Genomic DNA, 21,253 nt, shown 5'->3' with positions numbered 1-21,253 from the left:
ATGGTGACTCCTAGGGGAATCGAACCCCTGTTACCACCGTGAAAGGGTGGTGTCTTAACCGCTTGACCAAGGAGCCATGCTTTTCTATTTTCGCGGCCGTGTTCCTGACCACATAGACTATAATACATAACTTTAGATTATGTGTCAACACATTTTTTCATTTTTTTTATTTTTTTTTCTAAATTAATAGTTTATTATCACATTTATAATTACCCTTTATTGACTGTATAGCCTCTCCAAAGTTAGATAGCATCTTATTTTTAGTTTGAATTTCTTTCTCTATATTAGATATTTCATTATAACAAATATTTAAAAAATCTTGTTCAGATATTCTATTTAATATTATATTATAACCTTGAGTTTTAAAGTTTTGTCCTGACGAATTTATTTCTAAAGCAAATTTATCATTAACAAATAATATTAATTCTTTACTCCATATTCCTTTTTTATTTATTTTATATTTATCTCTTAAAACATTTAATTTAATAATTTTTTCATCTACTTCTTCTTCTAGTGATTCTAATAAAGCATCATAAAAAAATACAGATATTCCTTTAGTTAACTTTATTTTTAAAAATTCTCTATTGTTAATTAAAAACTCATCAATTTTATTTTCTGCTATTAATTCTAAATCTTCTAATATAAAGACTTTTAAACCATCTCCTGTTGGATAGTTTATCACCGCTTGGTCAAAATTCATTCTTCTAACTCCAAATATTTTATCATAATCTTCTAAATCTTTATTTATTATTTTTGCCTTCATAAATATCCCACCTCATAAATTTTATATAAAATTCAAAATAGCACACAATTTATTTATATATAAGTTTATTATTCCTTGCTTTTAAGATTTATATTACTGTGATAAAATTTATTTAAATATTACTTAATATTTTAATTTAGGTATAATAAAAAAATAATAAATCTATTTTCTATTATACTGCGTCATCAGATTTGTCTAATGAAAAATAATCATAGCATTTTAGAGCTGTTATTTTCTTAATATGACTAAATATAGATAAATTGTATAAAAATCATATATATACTAACTTTAATATATGATTTAATCTAATTATAAGGAGATTTAGTAATTATGATTCATCATGATTTAATAATCGTTGGTGCTGGTGCCTCTGGTTTAATGGCAGGTATCATAGCCAAAGATTTAGGAATAGATGTTGCTTTAATAGAAGGAACAGATAGAATTGGTAAAAAAATTCTTACAACTGGTAATGGCAGGTGTAATATTACAAATTCTAAAATTTCATATCCATATATAAATTTTCATAGTAAAAATAATAATTTTTTAAATGAAATTTTAAATAATTTTACAATAGAAGATACAAAAAGTATGTTTTTATCTTTAGGGCTTCCATTAATTGAACTTGAAAATGGTAAAATGTATCCTAAATCACTTCAGGCATCTTCAGTAATAGATATTTTTAGAATGGCTTTAGAAGATAAAAATATTCCTATATATACTAATAGTAAAATAACTGATATAAAGAAATCAAAAAAATTTATACTTTATACTAAAAATGAAGATTTTAAAGAATTTTCTTGTAATAGACTTATTTTAAGTTGTGGTGGTAAATCTGCTCCAAAAACAGGTTCTGACGGTTCTGGATATAAACTTAGTAGATCATTAGGACATAAAATAATTGAACCACTTCCTGGAATTGTACAATTAAGATTAGATTATCCCTATTTAAAAGCGTTATCTGGTATTAAATTTGATGGAGAAGCTAGTATTATAATAGATGGTGTAGTTGTTCGTAAAGAACAAGGGGAAATATTATTTACTGATTACGGTATATCTGGTCCTCCTATACTTCAATTATCTTCACATGCTTCTGATGCTTTATACAAAGGAAAAAATGTGACAATAAGTGTTGATATGTTTCCAAATCAAAGCAAAGAGGAAATAGAAGATTTTATTTATACACATCTTTCTATTTTTAATTATAGAGAAATATCATCTAGCTTGATTGGAGTAATTAATAAAAAGCTAATTTCAACTATATTAAAAGATGTAGGTATAACAAATATACATATATCATGTGATGAAGTAGATTGGAAATATAAAAAGGCTTTGATTGATAGATTTAAAAGATGGGATTTTAAATGTATTGGTACAAATGGTTTCTCTAATGCCCAAGTTACGTTAGGCGGAATTGATGTTAATGAAATATGTCCTACAACATTAGAATCTAAAAAAGTTAAGAATCTTTATTTCTGTGGGGAAATATTAGATGTCCATGGAGACTGTGGTGGATTTAATCTTCAATTCGCTTGGAGTTCAGGATATTTAGCTGGTAAATCAGCAGCTCTAAATAAAACAAAAAAGGCTTAATTTTTACTAAGCCTTTTTTGTTTCTACCTTTTTCCACTCTGCTTCTAAAATAGTTAATTCTATACCTTCATTATTTCTTATTTTATGATAAGATTTTAAACTATTTTCATCAACTTGTTCAACTGTTGCTGTTGCTGATATTTTATCTCCATAAGTAGTTTCTTTCTCAAAAATAACTTTAATTCTACTTAACTCATAATCTTTTACAACTTCAAGTGGCACTGCTTCCATTGCCCATTCAATATATTTTACATTATTTACATGCTTATTTGAGTCAATATCACTATATCTTGTTTGAAATTCCCTATGAAATTGCTCTTCATCTACTTTCTCAATACCATCCATTTTAACATTATGTTCCATGTCTCTATCTACACCATAAAAATCATATTGTTCTTTTTGTATTCTCATAGGTCTTCTTTTTTCAATATTTATTAAGAAAAACAATGCTAAGGCTTCACCTATCAAAATTCCCTCTGAATCTCTAATAAAGTATTTTCTTAATCCATAAAATCTTTTAAATCCAACTGCTTGTGTTGTTAAATTGATAGTTTCTGCGTACTTAGGATATCTATACATCTTTATATCATACTTATAAAAAACCCAAGCACAATTATTATTAAGACAATATTCCATACCACCACCAACAGACTCTGACTGATGAGTTCCAACATCACATATAAAGTCTATTATAGAAGATAATTTACATCTTAATTTATAATCTACTTCATAATAATGTATTTCATAATCTTTTGAAAAACTTTTTCCCATATTAAACCTCCCATAGTATCTTAAAATATAATATACAAGTTTCAATAAGACTTGTTCATTAATATAAACCTTAGAATATTTATAAATAGTATTACTTACCTTGTATAGTGAGGATCTTATATAAAAACTATTATAACTATAACTTTAATTTATTTTAAAAACTTTTCTTATAAATTAAATTATACTACAATATAAAAAGTTTTTTTAATATAACTAAAAATAAATAATATAATAAAAAGAGACTTTCTTAATAAAAGAAAATCTCTTTTTTATATTATTTATTTAATGCTTCTAATAATTTTTCTAAATCTATTCCATGTACCATAGCAGCTTCTTCTATAGTTTCTGCTTGAGCTGATGGACATCCAACACATCCCATTCCAAAAGTCATTAATACTTCTGCTTTAGATGAATCATTTTTAACAACTTCACCAATTGTCATGTCCTTTGTTATCATACATTTCACCTTCTTTTTTTATAAAATAAATTCTTACAAATATTATCTACAAAGAATTATATTTTATACTAAAAGTAAAGTCAAGGAAATAGAACCATAAATTATTATATAGTATCTATTCTCATAGTTTGATCTCTCTTAGGACCAACTCCAACTATTGAAATTTTAGTTTCTGTAAATTCTGCTATTCTCTTTAAGTATTTCTTTGCATTATCAGGTAATTCCTCATAGCTTCTAACATCTGCTACAGTATCATCCCAACCATCAAATTCTTCATATACTGGTTCACATTTAGCTAAATCTTCTAAACTTGCTGGGAAGTAATCAATAACTTTACCATCAAATTTGTATCCAACACATACTTTAATTTTTTCTAAACCAGCTAATGTATCAATTTTAGTAATAGCTAATGAAGTTAAGCCACTTACTCTTGCAGCAGTCTTAACTATAACTAAATCCAACCATCCACATCTTCTTGATCTTCCTGTAGTTACACCATATTCATGGCCTTTTTCTCTTATCCAATCACCAGTTTCATCAAGTAACTCAGTTGGGAATGGACCTTTACCAACTCTTGTAGTATATGCTTTTGTTATTCCTACAGCATTAGTTATCATGTTAGGGCCTATTCCTATGCCACTACATACTCCTCCTGCTGTTGTATTAGATGATGTTACATAAGGGTATGTTCCATAATCAATATCTAAAAGCATACCTTGTGCACCTTCAAATAACACTGTCTTATCTTCTTTAATTTTATTAAATACACTAACAGAAGTATCTTGAACAAATGGTCTTAACTTTTTACCAAATTCTAAATATTCCTTTAATATTTCATCAAAGTTTAGAGGTTCTCCTCCTAATACTTTAGTTATATAATCATTTTTCATATCTATATTTTCTCTTAATTTTTCAATAAATACATCTTCATGCATAAGGTCACAGACTCTAATTCCACATCTTTCATATTTATCTGTATAACATGGGCCTATACCTTTTCCTGTAGTTCCTATGTCATTTTTACCTCTTGCTTTTTCTTTTAACACATCTAGTACTTTATGATATGGCATTATAAGTTGTGCTCTATCACTTACTATTAATTTTTCTGGTGTAACACTAACTCCTACACCTTCTAAATAATTTATTTCTTCAAATAGAGCTTTAGGATCTACAACTACTCCATTTCCTATTACATTTAGTTTGTCATCATATAAAATTCCTGATGGAATTAAGTGAAGTTTATATTGCTTATCGCCAACTTCTACAGTATGACCAGCATTGTTTCCTCCTTGAAATCTAACTACTACATCTGCCTCTTCTGCTAGATAGTCTGTCATCTTTCCTTTTCCTTCATCTCCCCATTGGGCTCCTAAAACAATAAATGCTGACATGTGTTTGCCTCCTTAAATAATAAGCTTTTAGCTTTAATTTAAATTATTCTTTAGAGATTTATACATTTATTTTAGATATAAGTAAAAAATAAATTTATAACTATACTTATATACAAAAAATAAATTCTCCTTCTAAATAGTAGCAAAGTAGTTTCTTATGGTCAACCATATATCGAATATTTTTTTGATTTTTTTCATAATAATTCGTATAATTAGATTATATTGGTCAATTAATTATAATTTAATTTATACAATAACAGTTTTTCAGATGTAATATATCTAACTTTTATTAAAAATTTAAGGGGTGTTTTTGTGAACATTTATGAAGAATCTTTAAAATTCCATGAAGAAAAAAGAGGTAAAATAGAAATTAAATCAACATGTAAAGTTGAAAATGCTAATGATTTAAGTCTTGCATATACTCCAGGTGTTGCAGAGCCTTGTCGTGAAATACATAAAGATCCTAACAAAGCATATATCTATACTCGAAAGTGGAACTCAGTAGCTGTCATTTCTGATGGTACTGCCGTTTTAGGGCTTGGAGATATTGGGCCACTTGCTTCATTACCAGTTATGGAAGGTAAAAGTGTTCTATTTAAAGAATTCGGGAATGTAGATGCATTTCCTATAGTTTTAGATACTAAAAATATAGATGAAATTGTTAAAACTATTTGCAATATATCTCCAACTTTAGGTGGCATAAATTTAGAAGATATTGCTGCTCCTAGATGTTTTGAAATAGAAAAAAGGTTAAAAGAAAAATTAGATATACCTGTATTTCATGATGACCAACACGGAACTGCTATTGTTGTTTTAGCTGGTTTAATAAATGCATTAAAAATAGTAAATAAAAATTTGAAAGATATAAAAGTAGTGATAAATGGTTCAGGTGCAGCTGGAACTGCTATATGCAAATTACTCCTTTCATCTGGTGTAAAAAATATTATAATGTGTGATATAAATGGAGTAATCACAAAAAATAAATCATCAAATAATCCTTATATGGAAGAGTTAGCTCAATTAACTAATCCAAATAATGAAGATGGTTTATTAAAGAATGCAATTAAAAATGCAGATGTATTTATTGGTGTTTCCGCTCCTAACATAGTTTCAAAAGAAATGGTTAAAACTATGAATAAAGACGGAATAATATTTGCTATGGCAAATCCAACACCTGAAATATTCCCTAATGATGCAAAAGAAGCTGGAATTAAGATTATGGGTACAGGTCGTTCCGATTATCCTAATCAAATAAATAATGTTTTAGCTTTCCCTGGAGTTTTTAGAGGTGCATTAGATGTTAGAGCATCAGAAATTAATGAAGATATGAAAGTTGCTGCTGCTTACGCTATAGCAAATTCTGTAGATAAAAAAGATTTAAATCCTGATTGTATAATTCCAAAAGCTTTCGATTTAAATGTTCAAACTCTTGTTGCAGAAGCAGTTAAAAAGGCTGCAGTTGAAAGTGGAGTTGCTCGTATATAAATATAATTTGTAAATTTAAAAGCACTGTGATATCTATAAATTAAATCACGGTGCTTTTTACATAAATTATTAAATTTATTCACAATAACTTTTAAAAAAGAATTATCCACATGAAAAAAATTAAATTTATCCACAAGATTTTTTCTTTAAATTTTATCCACAAATTTATATATTAAAAATTATCCCCAAATAAAATTTAAACTTTTATTCACAAAACTGATGAATATTAGAATGTTATTTTTTAATGATCAAAATAAAAATTTTATCTAACTATATATATCTATCTACTAAAAATATTCTCTTCTACTCAGCATTACATACTCTTAGATCTTTCTGCACATTTAACCATTGCTTCTATAACTGAATTCCTAAAACCTTGTTTTTCTAATTCAGCAACTGCATCTATTGTAGTTCCTCCAGGAGAACATACCATATCTTTTAATATTCCTGGATGTTTGCCTGTATCTAAAACCATTTTTGCAGATCCAAGTAAAGATTGAGCGGCCATTTTATATGCATTATCTCTACTTATACCAAGTTTAACTGCTCCATCCGCCATTGCTTCTATAAACATAAAAATATATGCTGGTGAAGAACCACATAAAGCAATAAATCCATGAAAATCCTTTTCCTCAAGTGTTACACATTCTCCAAAACTTTTAAATATTTTTATGCAATATTCCATATCTTCTTTTGTAATATTTTTATTTGGACAAACAGCTGACATTGCTTGACCTACTAATGCTGGTGTATTAGGCATACTTCTTATTATCTTATACTCATTACCTATTAACTCTTCCATATCTTTAATACTAATTCCAGCAGCTATACTAATCATTATTTGGTCTTCTCTTAAATTCTCTTTAATCTCTCCAATAACATCTTTAAACATATATGGTTTTACAGCTAAAATTAATATATCAGAATTTTTAGCAACATAATTATTATCTAAAGTTGCTAATATTTTAAAATCGTCTTCTAATTTTTTAGCTGAAACTTCAGTTTTAGTAGAAACAATTATTTGATCATTCTTTGCAAATCCTGATGCAATTAATCCACCTACAATCGAACTTCCCATATTTCCACAACCTATAAATCCAATTCTTCTATTCATAATTTTCCCCCAATTTTTTATTATAAATTCTAATTTTAAGTTTTCCTCCACTATAATCATAGTATAGCTAGTCTTCTATTTCATAAAATATATTTAAGTTAGAAGGGAGGTTATATCTATGAACAAAACTTCTATAATTCACTCTAACTCTTTAATAAATAAAGAAGAGTTTATTGATTTATTTTTAGATGAAACTATTGTAAAATCAAAAGCTCCTTCTATTAATATAGAAGAAACATCTAAAGCTTATTATATTGATATTTATTTCTTTTCCTACAAAGATAATTTTTTAAAAATATATTATAAAAATAATTTTTTGGTTTTTGAAATTAATAAAATTACTCAAGATTTAAATTGTTCTGTAAAAAGAATGTTTTATTTAAAAGATATTAATTTAGATAAAAGTTTCCTTTATCATTACAAGGATAAGGTTAAACTTATTATACCTAAAATTTTATAAAAACATATTAGTTATAATAGGATTTGTTTATTAATATAAATCCTAAAATATTTATAAATGATATAACTTACTAGTAATAGTGATGAACGTATATATTAAATAATTAGATATAAATTAGTATAACTATTATCATACTAATTTATATCTTTACTCTTTATGGATTACATCTAAATTACCAAATTTACTATATTGACCAAGCCATGCTAATTTAGCTGTTCCTACTGGACCATTTCTTTGTTTTGCTATTATACATTCTGCCATGTTTCTATCTTCTGTTTCTTTATTGTAATATTCATCTCTATATAAAAACATAACAACATCGGCATCTTGTTCAATAGATCCTGATTCTCTTAAGTCTGATAACATAGGTCTATGATCTGCTCTTTGTTCAGGTGCACGCGACAACTGAGATAATGCTATTACGGGACATTCCATTTCTTTAGCTAATGCTTTAATCGATCTAGATATTTCCGATACCTCTTGTTGTCTATTATCACTCCCAGAACTTCCAGACATAAGTTGCAAATAGTCTATAACAATTAAATCTATTCCATACTCCATTTTTAATCTTCTACATTTAGATCTCATTTCCATGACAGATACTCCAGCAGTATCATCAATATATACCTTAGCCTTAGATAATGGACCTGTTGCTTTAGCAATATTTTCCCAATCTTTATCATCTAGTTCCCCAGTTCTTAATCTTAACATATCAACATTAGCCTCAGAACAAAGCAACTTATAAGCTAATTGCTCTTTAGACATTTCTAGTGAAAAAATAACGACACTTTTTCCTTCTCTTAATGCTGCATGTTCTGCTATATTAAGTGCAAATGTTGTTTTTCCCATAGAAGGTCTAGCAGCTATAAGAACCATATCACCCTTTTGAAAGCCAGATGTTTTAGCATCTAAATCACTAAATCCAGATCCTACCCCTGTAATTTCTCCTCTATTATTAAAAAGTCTTTCAATTTCAAGAAATCCTCTTTCCAAAACATCACTTAAAGGTTCAAAGTCCTTTGAAGTTTTCTTTTCCGCTATATCAAATATCTTTTTCTCTGCTATATCCAATACATCTTCTACTTCACCTTGCTTATTATAACTCTCTTCAATTATTGATGTTGAAGCTTTTATAAGTTTTCTTAAAATAGATTTTTCCTCTACTATTTTTATGTATGAAGTTAAATTAGCTGTAGTAGGCACTGATGAACTTATTTCACTTATATAAGTTACTCCACCAGCTCTTTCAAGCATATCTATACTCTTTAAATGTTCTAATAAAGTTACTAGATCTATCGCTATATCTTTTTTAAACATATCTAATATAGCTCTAAATATTATTTTATGTCCATCTCTATAAAAATCTTCTTCTTCTAAATGTTCTAAAGTTTTAGCAATGGCTGTTTTATCTATTATCATAGAACCTATTACCGATTGTTCTGCTTCTATACTCTGAGGTAAACTCCTCATAATCTGATTTTCCAAACGCTACTCCTCCTTCCTTAAAAATTAAAAACTTTTATTTGAAATCAAATTAAACTTAATTTAATTTTACTCTATCTTCTACATACATTAAAGAAAATAATAATTTATAAATATACTTTAATAATTTAAAATAAGCTTCCTTACAAGGAAGCCTATTTATTATTTAAATACAATATCAATAACTTCTTCTATAGTGCTTACTGAAATAACTTCAATATCATTAAGGCCTAAAGGGACTTCTTTTTCATTATCTTTTGGAACTAAAACTCTCTTTATGCCCTTTCTTCTAGCACCATATATTTTTTCAAATATTCCACCTACAGGTTTTATCTTACCTCTTAAAGATATCTCACCTGTTATAGCTATATCTTGTTTTATAGGCTTTTTAAGTAATGAACTTATTATACATAAGGTAATAGCTGTTCCTGCTGATGGACCATCTATCTTCCCTCCACCTATAACATTGACATGAATATCATAATCTTTTATATCTTTATCAGTTATTGCTCTTATTACTGAGGCTGCATTAAATACAGAATCCTTTGCCATAGAACCAGCAGTTTCATTGAATCTAACTACACCGCTACCTTTCTTTTTAGCTTCAAAAACACTAGCCTCAATTTCAAGGGTAGATCCTAAGAATCCACTTACGCCTAATCCATAAATATGACCTATTTCATGTTCCTGAGTATTTTCAAATCTTTCAAAAGGAGTATATCTTCCTACTGAAAGTACTTCATTTAAATGTTCTAATTTTATTTCTATACTATCTGTAAGTTCTTTTTGCATATATAAAGCATATCCATATGCATCCGTTAAGATATTTACAGCTTTTCTACCTTCAAATGTATAATTGCTAATCTTATTAGCAACTCCATCCTCTAATGTAACTTTTAATTTTTGAGCTGCCTTTTCTACTATTAGTTTTACATCATCTGATGATAATGGCTCAAAATATACTTCTGTAGCTCTTGATCTTAAAGCTGGATTAATTTCACTAGGACTCTTTGTTGTAGCACCAATTAAAACAAAATCAGCTGGTGCTCCATTATCAAAAAGATATTTTATATATTTAGGAGTCATTTCATCATCTGGATCATAGTATGATGATGAAAATTCAACTCTCTTATCTTCTAATACTTTTAAAAGTTTATTTTGAAGTATATGATCTAATTCTCCTATTTCATCAATAAATAACACACCACCATGTGCTTCAGTAACTAAACCTGGTTTAGGCTCTGGTATGCCTGATTCTGATAAATATCTCTTACTTCCTTGATATATTGGATCATGCACAGATCCTAATAACGGATTAGTTATTTCTCTTGGATCCCATCTTAAAGTTGTACCATCAACTTCAACAAACTTTGATTTGTCATCAAACGGTGTAAAATCCAATTTCTTTGCTTCTTTAAGTGCAAGTCTTGCTGCTGTAGTTTTACCTACACCTGGTGGTCCATATAGAATTATATGTTGTGGATATGGTGAAGAAAGTTTTGAAATTAACGATTTAATAGCTCTTTCTTGACCCACAACTTCTTCAAAACTCTCTGGTCTTAAAAAGCTCATTATATTTTTACTTGTTACCTTATTATCTAAATCAACTAAATGTTCTAGTTTATTTAAAGTCTTTTTATTTTCAATGCCTTTTTCCTTTTTAATAATTGAAAGCTTTACTTCATCAATATATTTTTCTTGCTTCTCTATAATTGCCTGTTCAACTTTCATTTCTATTTTACTTTGAACATATTTTCTAGCAATTTCATCCACAACTAAATTTATTGTATCTTTAACAGCTTGCTCTAATTCCTCTTCTTTAGGAATTTTCTTTAACCCTTCTCCTTCAGATAAAATTGTATTTAAAGCAAATATTCTTTCGCAATTATTAGTAGAATTTATATACTTATCTAACTTAAATCTAATTGTTCTAGATTTTAATGCACCTTTATCTAAAATATTTTTAGATATATTAAATAAAGCATCTATTTGAGATTCTAAAGATAAATTACCATTCATTATATCTTTTAATAAATTTGTCTCTTCATTTGAATTCAAAACAAGTCCTCCTTATTGCTGTGGAACTATTATTACTTTCATTTTTGTACTAACCTCTGGATATAGTTTAACTTCTATTTCATAATTTCCTGCTAATTTTATTGCATCCATAACTATTTTCTTTTTATCTATTTCAACCTTATATTCACTTTTTATTAACTCTGAAATATCTTTACTTGTTATAGCTCCAAATAATTTTCCGCTTTCCCCAGTTTTAGTTTTTATTGTTATCTCTTTTCCTTTTAATTCTCCAGCTAATTTTTGTGCTGCTTCAAGTTCAGCTAATTTTTGTTTTCTTTCATTTTCTTTTTTATTATTTAATATATGCATATTAGCTTCTGTAGCTTCTTGTGCTAATTTCCTAGGAAATAAAAAGTTTCTTACATACCCATCTGATGCTTCAATAACATCACCTTTTTTACCTAATTTTTTAACATCTTGTAATAAAATAACCTTCATATTAGTCTCCCACCTTTAAATATTTTTTTATTGTTTCTTTTAAATCATAAATAACATCATCTATTTGTGCATTTGATACTTTTGCGCCAGCTATATTCATATGGCCTCCACCACCTAAAGCTTCTAATACAACTTGAACATTAATTTCTCCTGTTGATCTTCCACTAATATATATATCTTCATTAACCTGTGCTAAAACGAATGATACATTTATACCAGATAAATTTAAAAGTTCATCTGCTGATTTTGCTACAATTACAGTATCTACGTTTTTAGGACATATTGCAATAGCTATATTCTTATTTACTTCTGCTGATTTTATTGTTTCTGCAATAAGAATATAATTTTCTAAATTATCACTAAACATTTTTTTAATTTCAATAGTATCTGCTCCTGCTTTTCTTAAAAATGATGCTGCTTCAAATGTTCTTACACCTGTTTTAAATGAAAAACCTTTTGTATCCATAAATATCCCTGCTAATAATCCTTCTGCTTCTATTTCTGTTAATTTAGGTTTATCAACCATATATTGAATAATTTCAGTTACCATTTCTGACGTTGAAGAAGCATATACCTCTATATAATTTAATATATCCCCTTCAATCATATCTGCTGATCTTCTATGATGATCTATTATTACTTTTCTTTTTGCTTTATTAATTAATTCTAAATCCAATACATAGCTTTTATTATGAACATCTAGTACTATTATTAAAGTTTCATCATCTAAATCTACTTTAGCTTTCTCTGCTGATATAAATAAATCATTATATTTAGGATCATTCATAAGATTATCTAAGTAATATTCTATAGCACTTATATCATTTTGCAAAACTATTCTACATGATTTACCAATTTGCTTGATAACACTAGATAGTCCTATAGCTGCTCCAAAGCAATCCATATCAGGATTCTTATGTCCTATTATATATACTTTACTACTTACATATACTAACTCAGTCAATGCATGTGCTACTACTCTTGCTCTAACTCTAGTTCTTTTTTCTATTTCTTTAGTATTTCCGCCAAAAAATTTTATTTCATCCTTATTTTTAACTACAGCCTGATCTCCACCTCTACCTAAGGCTAGTTCTTTGGCTGTATTAGCATATTTATAATTTTCTAATGGAGATACTCCGCCTCTTCCAACTCCAATACTTAAAGTGACCTCTAGTTTATTCCCCTTATCTATATTGGAGATATCATCTAACAATTTAAATTTTTCATCAATCTGTTTTTTTATATAATTGTCTTGAATCGATAATACATACTTATTAGTATCATATTTTTTAATCATTGCCTTTAAATTATTAGCATATGCATTTATAGCTCTTTCTATTTCGGCTACTAATAATGGTCTATTTTCTTCTTCGGTAGTATCTAAAGCCTCACTAAAATTATCTACTTCAATTAACATAATGCTCTCTTTTGTGGTTTCATACCCTATAAGCTCTGTTATATCATTAAAATATACTAAAAATAAATCTTCTTTATCTTTAAGTTTTATTTTAGTTGCATACGTATCATATAGTTTCCCCTTTATCTTTAATCTCTGATGCTTACTTTCATCACTAAAAATACGTTCTAAATTTAAACCTCTAGCAATACTTAAAATATTTCTATCATAAGAGTCTTCATTGGATCTTATATTATTAAAAATATTATTACTCCACATAATATTTCCATTTTTCCTTACTAAAGCTAATGGATATACAAATTGAAATATATTATTTTCTATTCCTTTATTTAAACTTCCTATAAATTCATTAATATTTTTTTCTCTATTCCAATAATAGTTTAACTGATAAAAATTATCTAATAAGTAAATTAAAAAAATTATAAATGCTATTCCTTTATAATTATAATAACATAAAATTAATGAACTCATAATCAATATAATAGGCTTAAGTAACCTTTTTATAATCGTTACTCCTTTCATAATAAGCCTCCTACTTTATTATTAATCTCTTCTATTGTCAATATATAATTTTAATCTACTTAAACTCCTACCATCTTTTTCAACTTCATCTTCTGCACGTATTCCTAATTCTAATTTTTTTTTCATAGTATGATCAACTTCTGCGAAAGAATACCCTAATTTTTCTGCAAGAACATATAATATACTTATTGCACCTGAGATACAATCTAATATGGAATTATGAGCTATATTGTTTCCCTTTGTTAACAATCTAAAAAATTCTCCAACAATGCAAAGTAATTGTGCTTTTAAATTTTCTATTATTTTAACACTAGTCATTATATTTAATTCTTCTTTTTTCATCTATATCACCTCTTATCTCAGCCCTTGTATACTTATTTTAAATTTTTTTAACTAGTAATGCAAGGCATTATAGTATTTATTTGTATTTATTTTCCATTTAAATATAATTTTTGGTATAAAAAAACCCCTGATTTCTCAGGGGAGTGATTATTATCCTATTCAGTTGTGAATGGTAATAATGCGATATTTCTTGCTCTTTTAATTGAGTCTGTTAATTGTCTTTGGTGCTTAGCACAAGTTCCAGAAATTCTTCTTGGTAAAATCTTACCTCTTTCTGTAACATACTTTCTAAGCTTATTTATATCTTTATAATCTATAGATTCTGATTTATCTGCACAAAAAGCACAAACTTTCTTTCTAGATCTTCTAGCTCTTCCGCCAGCTCTTCTATTATCTTCTCTGCTCATTTTATTCCCTCCTTACCTTAAAAATTAGAACGGCATATCTCCATCATCTACTGGAGTTATATCCTCTTCAAAATTCATACTATCAAACGGATTGCTTGATGGTGCTGAATATTCATTGCTGTTACCATAACTAGTTCCAGCATTTCCTGAAGCATTCCCTTTACTTAAAAATTGAACTTCTGTAGCAACTACTTCTGTTACATATCTTTTAGTTCCGTCTTTTGCCTCATAATTTCTGGTTTGAATTCTACCACTAATAGCCATTTGACTACCCTTACTCATGTAATTTGCGGTACTTTCTGCTTGTTTGCCCCATACTACTACAGGTACAAAGTCTGCTTCTCTTTGACCAGATTTAGCATTATACTTATCAACTGCTAATGTTAAAGTTGTTACTGCTGTTCCATTTCCTGGAGTAAATCTTAGTTCTGGATCTTTAGTTAATCTTCCGATTAGAACTACTTTATTCATTTACAACACCACCTTAAACTTCTTCCTTAACAATGATATGTCTTATAATACCATCAGTGATTCTGAATATTCTATCTAATTCTCTTGGTAATTCAGGATTTGCAGTAAAGTTAACTAGAGTGTAGTAACCATCACTAACCTTTGAGATTTCGTAAGCAAGCTTTCTCTTACCCCAAAAATCAACGTTTTCTACTGTTCCTCCACCATTTTCTATAACACCTTTAAACTTTTCAATGTTTGCCTTTACAGTTTCTTCATCGAATGATGGGTGTTGTATAAATATAGTTTCGTATTTTCTCATCATTTTCACCTCCTTTGGACTAACGGCTGTGTTTTTCACAGCAGGGATTACAATTTATAATTATATCAGCTTAAAATAAGCAATTCAAGTTTTTTTTACTCTTTATACTAATTTTCAGTTTTTACTACTTTTTTTGCCGATTTTTGAAACTTACTTCTGGGAATCATAATAATTCTCCCACATCCTGTACACTTTATTTTTATATCTGCTCCTACCCTTATTATTTCAAATTCATAAGAACCACATGGATGTTTTTTTTTCATTTGCACTATTTCACCAAGTTCAAATGTATCTATCATTAAATTCTCTCCTTTTCTAAATTAAGATTAATCAATTGAGTTTTAGGATATGGTATTTCTATACCATCTTCATCTAATTTTATTTTTATTAATTTTCTTAATTCTCTTTCTGTTTCCCATTGCTTAAGTGGTTTTGCTTTACCTATTACTCTTATTGTAACGCTAGAAGCATTTAAAGCGTTTACTCCTAATACTTGTATAGGCTCTCTTATATCTTCGTTTTGTTCTTCAAATTTTTCACATGTTTTCTTAATCACATTTATGGCATTATCTATATTTTCTTCATAAGCAATATCTACATCTACTATAAATCTTATATTATCTCTTGAATGATTAGTAACTTGAATTATAGAACCATTTGGTATTGAATGAACATCTCCTGAAAAATCTTTAATTACTATTGTCCTAATACCAATACTCTCTACAATTCCACTAAATTCACCTATAGTTATGTAATCACCAACTCCAAATTGATCTTCAAATAAAATAAAAAATCCATTTATTAAATCTTTAACTAAACTTTGTGCTCCAAACCCAACTGCAACTCCTCCAATGCTTGCAAATGTAAAAGACATTCCATTAAACAAATTAGATAAAATTGATCCTATACCTAAAAAATATACTAAATATTTTAATACACTTTTTAAAACTTCTCCAAGTGTTTTTGCTCTTTGTGAGTCTAATGATAACATAGCATTGCTCTTGATTTGTCTGTCTACAAATTTTTTAATCAAATGATTTCCCAACTTTATTGATATATACATTAAAATAATTGTAAGTATAATCATAAAAGCTTTATTAACTAAAATCTCTATATTTGGTACTGATTTTAATGCACTTTTTATTTTATTAAATGTTTCACCTATTTCAGATTCTATTAAATAATTAAACTTTAAAATACTTATCACTCTCCAATTAACTCACTAAATTAAAGAATATCCATTTTGATCTTTTAAATATATTTCTTTATATTCAAAAGTTTCTTCTTTAATTATTTTATCTACATCTGTTTTATTATCTATTCTTACGCATATACCACAACTTTTAGTTATTGATGTTGGGGTTGGCATTATTCTAAATTTATAATTAGATTTTTCTAATATCTTTTCTGCTGCCATTGCATCATAAGTATTTTTAAACACTATAATATAATAACTCATCTTACACCTACCTTATAATAAATATTACTTATATATTATTATATCTGTTTTTTACTATTTTTAAATAATAATTATAATGAATAATTATTTATATTACATTATAATTATATATGACTACAATTATAGGGAGTATTATATTATGTTATCTTTGTTCTTTATTTTTAGGCCTATATTAATAGGTTTTTTTACTGGCTTTTTTGCTTCAATTCCATTAGGACCTTCTGGAATTGAATCAATAAATAGATCTATCTCTGATGGATTTAGAGAAGGTTATAAAGTATCATTTGGAGCAGTATCTGCTGATCTTTTATATATAATAATTATAAACTTAGGATTATTTAAAATACTAAACGATAATCAAAGATTTGAAGGTCTATTTTGGATAGTATCTGGATTTGTACTTATATTATTTAATATAATTTCTAGAAAATCATCTAATTTAAATAAAACTACAAATAAATTAAATATTAAGTCATCTACTAATAGCTTTTTAAACGGTCATAGTTTTCTTACTGGATTTTTTATAACATTTTTTAATCCGACTACTCCATCATTATGGATTGCACTAAGTGGTACAATATTAAGTGTTTGGAGACTTAAAGGAGATATATATTTTACTCTAGCTTTATCTTCTATGTTTTTAGGTAGTCTAAGTTGGTTTTTTGTTCTTAATTTATTAGCAATTAAAGGTTTTAAAATGTTAAAAGGTGATTTTTCTAATACTATATCAAAATTATTAGATTATTTTCTTTTTATACTTGGAATAATATTTATTATTTGGGGATTTATTAAATTTATTTTTTAGAGGTGTATTAATATGGATGTTTATTTAGATAATTCATCAACAACTTTTCCAAAACCAAAAGAAGTTATTGATGCAATGTATAATTATATGCTTAATGTTGGTGGCAATGCTAATAGAGGAAATTATAGTAACTCTATGCAAAGTAATAGAATATTATATGATGCTAGAGATACCATTTCAAATTTTTTTGGATTTGATATTCCTAAAAATGTTATTTTTACAAATAATGTTACCACTTCATTAAATATTTTGATTAAAGGTATATTAAAACCTGGAGATCACGTTATTACTTCTTCAATGGAACATAATTCTGTAATTAGACCTCTGTTTCATATGAAAGAAAATAATGATATAAGTGTAGATATAATAAAGTGTAATTCATTAGGATTTATTAATCCAAAAGATTTAGAATTTAAAATAAATTCTAAAACTAAACTTGTAATTCTTACACAAGCATCTAATATTACAGGTTCTATTCAAGATATACAAAAAATTGGTAATTTATGTAATAAAAATAATATATTTTTTATTGTTGATTCATCTCAAGGAGCAGGAGTTCTTAATCTTGATATGAAAAAAATTAATGCTAGTGCAATAGCTTTTACAGGTCATAAAAGTTTGTTAGGTCCTCAAGGAATAGGTGGATTTATATTAACTGATGAATTTAATGAATCATGTGATACCTTATTTCAAGGTGGTACTGGTAGTTCTTCACATTCACTATATCAACCAGATTTTTTACCAGATAAATTTGAATGTGGAACCTTAAATATCCCTGGAATTGTTGGATTATCTGAAGGAATTAAGTATATTAATAAAATAGGTTTAAATACAATATATGAACATAATAATTATTTATTAAAGTCCTTAATAGATGGTTTATTAAATATAAAAAGATTAACTGTTTATGGAGATTTATCTGCAAAAAAATCAACAACTTGTGTATCTATAAATATTGATGGTTTTGAGCCTTCAGAAGTTGGATATTATTTAGAGCATAATAATATAAAAACTAGAACTGGTTTGCATTGTTCTCCTTTAGCTCATAAAACTATTGGAACTTTCCCTAATGGCACTATTAGATTAAGTATTAGCTATTTTACATCTATAAATGATATTAACTATACTTTAAATATATTAAATAAAATTTCCGAAAATAAAATAATTTTCTAAGTAAATTTATCAAAAATAGTATACAAAATACCTATATTTAAAAATATTATTTATATTTACTTAAAATAAAAACTGAAAAATCATTATAAAATTAATTTAATTTATAGTTATAATGATTTAGTATGTGAATAAAATCTCCTTTATTGGGAAATAATTTCTTAATAAAGGAGATTTATTTTATGAGTAAAAAATTATGTATTGATTCAACAAACTCCAGTTCATATATAAAGATATGTGACTATTTAATTTCAGAATTAAAACCTATTTTAAATTCTGGTAAAAATATCGTTTTCCTTTGCATAGGTACTGATAGATCAACTGGTGATTCTCTAGGTCCATTAGTAGGGTATAAATTACGTTTTTTATCTACTAATAATATTCACATATTGGGAACATTACAAAATCCTATTCATTCTAAAAATCTAAATAATAAATTAGATGAAATAAATAATAAATTTAAAAATCCTTATATTGTTGCTATAGATGCTTGTTTAGGTAATATACATAATATAGGCAAGGTATTCGTAGAAAAAAAGTCTATTTTGCCTGGTGCAGCTCTAAATAAAAATCTTCCTGCAGTAGGTCAAATGTCTATAACTGGTATAGTTAATGTTTCTAGTAGTTTCGATTTTTTGGTTTTGCAGAATACTAGATTAAATACAGTTATGATGTTATCTGATATAATATCTAGAGGCATATATCATTTTATATTAAAATCAACAAATATTAATCTTTATCATAATAATAGTAATATTATATCTCTTGCTAATGAATAATTTTTCATATTAAAAATATGTATGTTGAAATAATAATCATTCAATAAATCAAATAACTACATACTTTTTGTTGAATGTTTAAATTTGTAATATATAATACTAAAAAAAATAAGCAAGTACTGAAGTACTTACTTATTTTTTTTAGTATTATATTTATTTGATGCTTCACTTAATACATAAAGTTCTTCCTCAGATAGATCATATCTTGATATACCTTTATCAATTGGTTTTGCATATGTAGTACTTTCTTGACGTCCATAAATCCCTGTTAATATTATACCATCATTATTATCATCTAGCATAGCAATTGAAAAGCTTAAGTCACTTCCAACATCCTCAAAAGCTTTATATCTCATTATAGCAACTTTTTGTACGCATTCTTTTATTTTAATTTCTAATTTTCCACATTCTTCTATAGCTTTTTCAGATATATTCTTTGCTTCTTCGATATTATTTAGCTTTTCATTCAACATTTGTTCTAAATTTTTACTATTTGTACCTCTCATTAATTTTCTATATTTAGTTTCTAATTTATTTATTGATTTCATTAAAACTATAATTAATACAAATAGTAAAATAATTATTACAGCCATTCCTATTATTAGATATGGTGCCATCTCATTAATAGTATTAAGTAGTGTGTTCAATTTCGTCATTCCTTTCCTTAATGTTTCACGTGAAACATCTTGTTAGATATCTATAATATCTAATATTCTTTGTAAATCTTCTTCTGAATAATATTCTATTTCAATTTTTCCTTTATTTTTTTTATTTTGTATATTTACTTTTGTTCCAAAATAATTTTGAAGTTGGTTTTTTATATCTTGGTAATATGGATTTAATTCTTTATCTTTACTATCATTTTGTTTTTTCTCATTTATATTTTTAATTAATTTCTCTAATTCTCTAACAGATAGTTTATTATCAATTACTTGTTGAGCGAGTTCATATTGTAAGTCATTATTATCAACACTAAGAAGTGTTCTTCCATGCCCCTCTGTAATAATACCCTCAATTAAATATTGTTGTACTCTCTTATCTAAGTTAATTAATCTCATTGTATTTGTAATCGCTACTCTAGATTTTCCAATTCTATTACTTAACTCTAATTGAGTAATTTTAAAATCATCTATCAATTTTTTATATGCTAAAGCTTCTTCAATTGGATTTAAATCTTCTCTTTGAATATTCTCTATTAATGATATTTCCAAAATTTCTTTATTATTTAAGTCCATAATTATACATGGTAATTCTTTCAATCCTGATAACTTTGCAGCTCTCCATCTTCGTTCTCCTGCAACAATAATATAATGATCCTCTCCTTTTTGTCTAACTATTAATGGTTGAATTACTCCATGAAGTTTAATTGATTGAGATAACTCAATAATTTTTTCAGAATCAAAATTCTTTCTCGGTTGTTCAACATCACTTTTAATATTATTTATAGGTATAAGTATATTGTTACTTTTTTCCTTAACTTTTTCTTCAATTTCATCCGGTATAAGTGCTCCTAATCCTTTTCCTAACCCAAACTTTTTTCCCATAATATT

The 21,253-nt window shown here is 26.7% G+C and carries 24 protein-coding genes and 1 tRNA gene; 6 read left to right on the top strand and 19 right to left on the bottom strand.

Features of this window, described 5'->3' with window-relative positions:
• Window position 1 precedes the first annotated feature (1 nt).
• A tRNA-Glu gene (locus KYD98_RS17100) sits at window positions 2-76 on the bottom strand.
• Between the two features lie 102 nt (window positions 77-178).
• On the bottom strand, window positions 179-763 hold the full coding sequence (locus tag KYD98_RS17095) for a hypothetical protein (RefSeq protein WP_219781264.1): 585 nt from the start codon (window positions 761-763) through the stop codon (window positions 179-181).
• A 330-nt stretch (window positions 764-1,093) separates the two neighbouring features.
• Between KYD98_RS17095 and KYD98_RS17090 the strand changes: the two genes are divergently transcribed.
• The gene (locus tag KYD98_RS17090) at window positions 1,094-2,353 is read left to right on the top strand and encodes a BaiN/RdsA family NAD(P)/FAD-dependent oxidoreductase (protein WP_219781263.1); all 1,260 of its coding nucleotides are present in this window, start codon (window positions 1,094-1,096) and stop codon (window positions 2,351-2,353) included.
• Between the two features lie 6 nt (window positions 2,354-2,359).
• Here KYD98_RS17090 and KYD98_RS17085 read toward each other — a convergent pair whose 3' ends face one another.
• From KYD98_RS17085 to KYD98_RS17075, 3 genes are all read right to left on the bottom strand, one after another.
• On the bottom strand, window positions 2,360-3,124 hold the full coding sequence (locus KYD98_RS17085; protein ID WP_219781262.1) for an acyl-[acyl-carrier-protein] thioesterase: 765 nt from the start codon (window positions 3,122-3,124) through the stop codon (window positions 2,360-2,362).
• Window positions 3,125-3,398: 274 nt separating this feature from the next.
• On the bottom strand, window positions 3,399-3,581 hold the full coding sequence (locus tag KYD98_RS17080; RefSeq protein WP_219781261.1) for a DUF1858 domain-containing protein: 183 nt from the start codon (window positions 3,579-3,581) through the stop codon (window positions 3,399-3,401).
• A gap of 104 nt (window positions 3,582-3,685) precedes the next feature.
• Window positions 3,686-4,972 carry an adenylosuccinate synthase gene (locus KYD98_RS17075; RefSeq protein WP_219781260.1) on the bottom strand — a complete coding sequence of 429 codons (1,287 nt, stop codon included), beginning with the start codon at window positions 4,970-4,972 and terminating at the stop codon, window positions 3,686-3,688.
• Between the two features lie 312 nt (window positions 4,973-5,284).
• Between KYD98_RS17075 and KYD98_RS17070 the strand changes: the two genes are divergently transcribed.
• Window positions 5,285-6,457, top strand: coding sequence for an NAD(P)-dependent malic enzyme (locus tag KYD98_RS17070; protein ID WP_219781259.1), 1,173 nt, complete (start codon window positions 5,285-5,287; stop codon window positions 6,455-6,457).
• 313 nt (window positions 6,458-6,770) lie between these two features.
• Here the strand turns inward: KYD98_RS17070 and proC are convergent, their stop codons facing one another.
• Complete coding sequence (gene proC, locus KYD98_RS17065) at window positions 6,771-7,571, bottom strand: pyrroline-5-carboxylate reductase (RefSeq protein ID WP_219781258.1); 801 nt, start codon at window positions 7,569-7,571, stop codon at window positions 6,771-6,773.
• A 118-nt stretch (window positions 7,572-7,689) separates the two neighbouring features.
• Here proC and KYD98_RS17060 point away from each other — a divergent pair, with 118 nt between their 5' ends.
• Window positions 7,690-8,031, top strand: coding sequence for a protein phosphatase (locus KYD98_RS17060; protein WP_219781257.1), 342 nt, complete (start codon window positions 7,690-7,692; stop codon window positions 8,029-8,031).
• A 147-nt stretch (window positions 8,032-8,178) separates the two neighbouring features.
• Here the strand turns inward: KYD98_RS17060 and KYD98_RS17055 are convergent, their stop codons facing one another.
• The 11 genes from KYD98_RS17055 to KYD98_RS17005 all read right to left on the bottom strand — a co-directional run bounded on the left by KYD98_RS17055 (window position 8,179) and on the right by KYD98_RS17005 (window position 16,949).
• Window positions 8,179-9,501, bottom strand: a complete 1,323-nt coding sequence (locus tag KYD98_RS17055; protein ID WP_373368744.1) for a replicative DNA helicase — start codon at window positions 9,499-9,501, stop codon at window positions 8,179-8,181.
• A 174-nt stretch (window positions 9,502-9,675) separates the two neighbouring features.
• Window positions 9,676-11,571, bottom strand: coding sequence for a Lon family ATP-dependent protease (gene lonC / locus KYD98_RS17050; protein WP_219781255.1), 1,896 nt, complete (start codon window positions 11,569-11,571; stop codon window positions 9,676-9,678).
• A gap of 12 nt (window positions 11,572-11,583) precedes the next feature.
• Complete coding sequence (gene rplI / locus KYD98_RS17045; protein ID WP_219781254.1) at window positions 11,584-12,030, bottom strand: 50S ribosomal protein L9; 447 nt, start codon at window positions 12,028-12,030, stop codon at window positions 11,584-11,586.
• Window position 12,031: 1 nt separating this feature from the next.
• Complete coding sequence (locus KYD98_RS17040; RefSeq protein WP_219781253.1) at window positions 12,032-13,969, bottom strand: DHH family phosphoesterase; 1,938 nt, start codon at window positions 13,967-13,969, stop codon at window positions 12,032-12,034.
• 21 nt (window positions 13,970-13,990) lie between these two features.
• The gene (locus KYD98_RS17035; RefSeq protein ID WP_219781252.1) at window positions 13,991-14,311 is read right to left on the bottom strand and encodes a MazG-like family protein; all 321 of its coding nucleotides are present in this window, start codon (window positions 14,309-14,311) and stop codon (window positions 13,991-13,993) included.
• A gap of 155 nt (window positions 14,312-14,466) precedes the next feature.
• On the bottom strand, window positions 14,467-14,718 hold the full coding sequence (rpsR, locus tag KYD98_RS17030; protein WP_219781251.1) for a 30S ribosomal protein S18: 252 nt from the start codon (window positions 14,716-14,718) through the stop codon (window positions 14,467-14,469).
• 24 nt (window positions 14,719-14,742) lie between these two features.
• Entirely contained in the window at window positions 14,743-15,189 is a 447-nt protein-coding gene (locus tag KYD98_RS17025) for a single-stranded DNA-binding protein (RefSeq protein WP_219781250.1), read from the bottom strand.
• Between the two features lie 13 nt (window positions 15,190-15,202).
• Window positions 15,203-15,490 carry a 30S ribosomal protein S6 gene (gene rpsF / locus KYD98_RS17020; protein ID WP_219781267.1) on the bottom strand — a complete coding sequence of 96 codons (288 nt, stop codon included), beginning with the start codon at window positions 15,488-15,490 and terminating at the stop codon, window positions 15,203-15,205.
• Between the two features lie 107 nt (window positions 15,491-15,597).
• Window positions 15,598-15,789 (bottom strand): DUF951 domain-containing protein, encoded by a 192-nt coding sequence (locus KYD98_RS17015; RefSeq protein ID WP_219781249.1) that lies wholly within the window; start codon window positions 15,787-15,789, stop codon window positions 15,598-15,600.
• Complete coding sequence (locus KYD98_RS17010; RefSeq protein ID WP_308462470.1) at window positions 15,789-16,634, bottom strand: mechanosensitive ion channel family protein; 846 nt, start codon at window positions 16,632-16,634, stop codon at window positions 15,789-15,791. Before KYD98_RS17010 ends, KYD98_RS17015 begins: the two co-directional genes overlap by 1 nt.
• Before the next feature lie 78 nt (window positions 16,635-16,712).
• Entirely contained in the window at window positions 16,713-16,949 is a 237-nt protein-coding gene (locus KYD98_RS17005) for a putative Se/S carrier protein (RefSeq protein WP_219781248.1), read from the bottom strand.
• 139 nt (window positions 16,950-17,088) lie between these two features.
• Between KYD98_RS17005 and KYD98_RS17000 the strand changes: the two genes are divergently transcribed.
• The 3 genes from KYD98_RS17000 to yyaC all read left to right on the top strand — a co-directional run bounded on the left by KYD98_RS17000 (window position 17,089) and on the right by yyaC (window position 19,703).
• Entirely contained in the window at window positions 17,089-17,754 is a 666-nt protein-coding gene (locus KYD98_RS17000; protein ID WP_219781247.1) for a LysE family transporter, read from the top strand.
• Window positions 17,755-17,766: 12 nt separating this feature from the next.
• Entirely contained in the window at window positions 17,767-18,927 is a 1,161-nt protein-coding gene (locus tag KYD98_RS16995; RefSeq protein ID WP_219781246.1) for an aminotransferase class V-fold PLP-dependent enzyme, read from the top strand.
• Window positions 18,928-19,106: 179 nt separating this feature from the next.
• Window positions 19,107-19,703, top strand: a complete 597-nt coding sequence (gene yyaC, locus KYD98_RS16990; protein ID WP_219781245.1) for a spore protease YyaC — start codon at window positions 19,107-19,109, stop codon at window positions 19,701-19,703.
• A gap of 128 nt (window positions 19,704-19,831) precedes the next feature.
• On the opposite strand, the gene KYD98_RS16985 is transcribed toward yyaC, so the two are convergent.
• Both KYD98_RS16985 and KYD98_RS16980 read right to left on the bottom strand, forming a co-directional pair.
• Entirely contained in the window at window positions 19,832-20,359 is a 528-nt protein-coding gene (locus KYD98_RS16985) for a DUF4446 family protein (RefSeq protein ID WP_219781244.1), read from the bottom strand.
• Between the two features lie 33 nt (window positions 20,360-20,392).
• On the bottom strand, window positions 20,393-21,247 hold the full coding sequence (locus KYD98_RS16980; RefSeq protein ID WP_219781243.1) for a ParB/RepB/Spo0J family partition protein: 855 nt from the start codon (window positions 21,245-21,247) through the stop codon (window positions 20,393-20,395).
• Between the last annotated feature and the right edge of the window lie 6 nt (window positions 21,248-21,253).

Origin of the sequence: Clostridium weizhouense (assembly GCF_019431045.1) — a bacterium.
In the GTDB taxonomy this organism is placed as follows: domain Bacteria; phylum Bacillota; class Clostridia; order Clostridiales; family Clostridiaceae; genus Clostridium; species Clostridium weizhouense.
The sequence above is the reverse complement of the archived record's forward strand: the minus strand, read 5'-3'. Positions and strand labels throughout refer to the sequence as shown.

Excerpts from the sequence above, each read along its gene's own strand:
- KYD98_RS17095 (WP_219781264.1), bottom strand. The coding sequence starts at position 763 with ATGAAGGCAAAAATAATAAATAAAGATTTAGAAGATTATGATAAAATA.
- KYD98_RS17090 (WP_219781263.1), top strand. The coding sequence starts at position 1,094 with ATGATTCATCATGATTTAATAATCGTTGGTGCTGGTGCCTCTGGTTTA.
- KYD98_RS17085 (WP_219781262.1), bottom strand. The coding sequence starts at position 3,124 with ATGGGAAAAAGTTTTTCAAAAGATTATGAAATACATTATTATGAAGTA.
- KYD98_RS17080 (WP_219781261.1), bottom strand. The coding sequence starts at position 3,581 with ATGATAACAAAGGACATGACAATTGGTGAAGTTGTTAAAAATGATTCA.
- KYD98_RS17075 (WP_219781260.1), bottom strand. The coding sequence starts at position 4,972 with ATGTCAGCATTTATTGTTTTAGGAGCCCAATGGGGAGATGAAGGAAAA.
- proC (WP_219781258.1), bottom strand. The coding sequence starts at position 7,571 with ATGAATAGAAGAATTGGATTTATAGGTTGTGGAAATATGGGAAGTTCG.
- KYD98_RS17060 (WP_219781257.1), top strand. The coding sequence starts at position 7,690 with ATGAACAAAACTTCTATAATTCACTCTAACTCTTTAATAAATAAAGAA.
- KYD98_RS17055 (WP_373368744.1), bottom strand. The coding sequence starts at position 9,501 with ATGAGGAGTTTACCTCAGAGTATAGAAGCAGAACAATCGGTAATAGGT.
- rplI (WP_219781254.1), bottom strand. The coding sequence starts at position 12,030 with ATGAAGGTTATTTTATTACAAGATGTTAAAAAATTAGGTAAAAAAGGT.
- KYD98_RS17040 (WP_219781253.1), bottom strand. The coding sequence starts at position 13,969 with ATGAAAGGAGTAACGATTATAAAAAGGTTACTTAAGCCTATTATATTG.
- KYD98_RS17035 (WP_219781252.1), bottom strand. The coding sequence starts at position 14,311 with ATGAAAAAAGAAGAATTAAATATAATGACTAGTGTTAAAATAATAGAA.
- rpsR (WP_219781251.1), bottom strand. The coding sequence starts at position 14,718 with ATGAGCAGAGAAGATAATAGAAGAGCTGGCGGAAGAGCTAGAAGATCT.
- KYD98_RS17025 (WP_219781250.1), bottom strand. The coding sequence starts at position 15,189 with ATGAATAAAGTAGTTCTAATCGGAAGATTAACTAAAGATCCAGAACTA.
- rpsF (WP_219781267.1), bottom strand. The coding sequence starts at position 15,490 with ATGAGAAAATACGAAACTATATTTATACAACACCCATCATTCGATGAA.
- KYD98_RS17015 (WP_219781249.1), bottom strand. The coding sequence starts at position 15,789 with ATGATAGATACATTTGAACTTGGTGAAATAGTGCAAATGAAAAAAAAA.
- KYD98_RS17005 (WP_219781248.1), bottom strand. The coding sequence starts at position 16,949 with ATGAGTTATTATATTATAGTGTTTAAAAATACTTATGATGCAATGGCA.
- KYD98_RS17000 (WP_219781247.1), top strand. The coding sequence starts at position 17,089 with ATGTTATCTTTGTTCTTTATTTTTAGGCCTATATTAATAGGTTTTTTT.
- KYD98_RS16995 (WP_219781246.1), top strand. The coding sequence starts at position 17,767 with ATGGATGTTTATTTAGATAATTCATCAACAACTTTTCCAAAACCAAAA.
- yyaC (WP_219781245.1), top strand. The coding sequence starts at position 19,107 with ATGAGTAAAAAATTATGTATTGATTCAACAAACTCCAGTTCATATATA.
- KYD98_RS16985 (WP_219781244.1), bottom strand. The coding sequence starts at position 20,359 with ATGACGAAATTGAACACACTACTTAATACTATTAATGAGATGGCACCA.
- KYD98_RS16980 (WP_219781243.1), bottom strand. The coding sequence starts at position 21,247 with ATGGGAAAAAAGTTTGGGTTAGGAAAAGGATTAGGAGCACTTATACCG.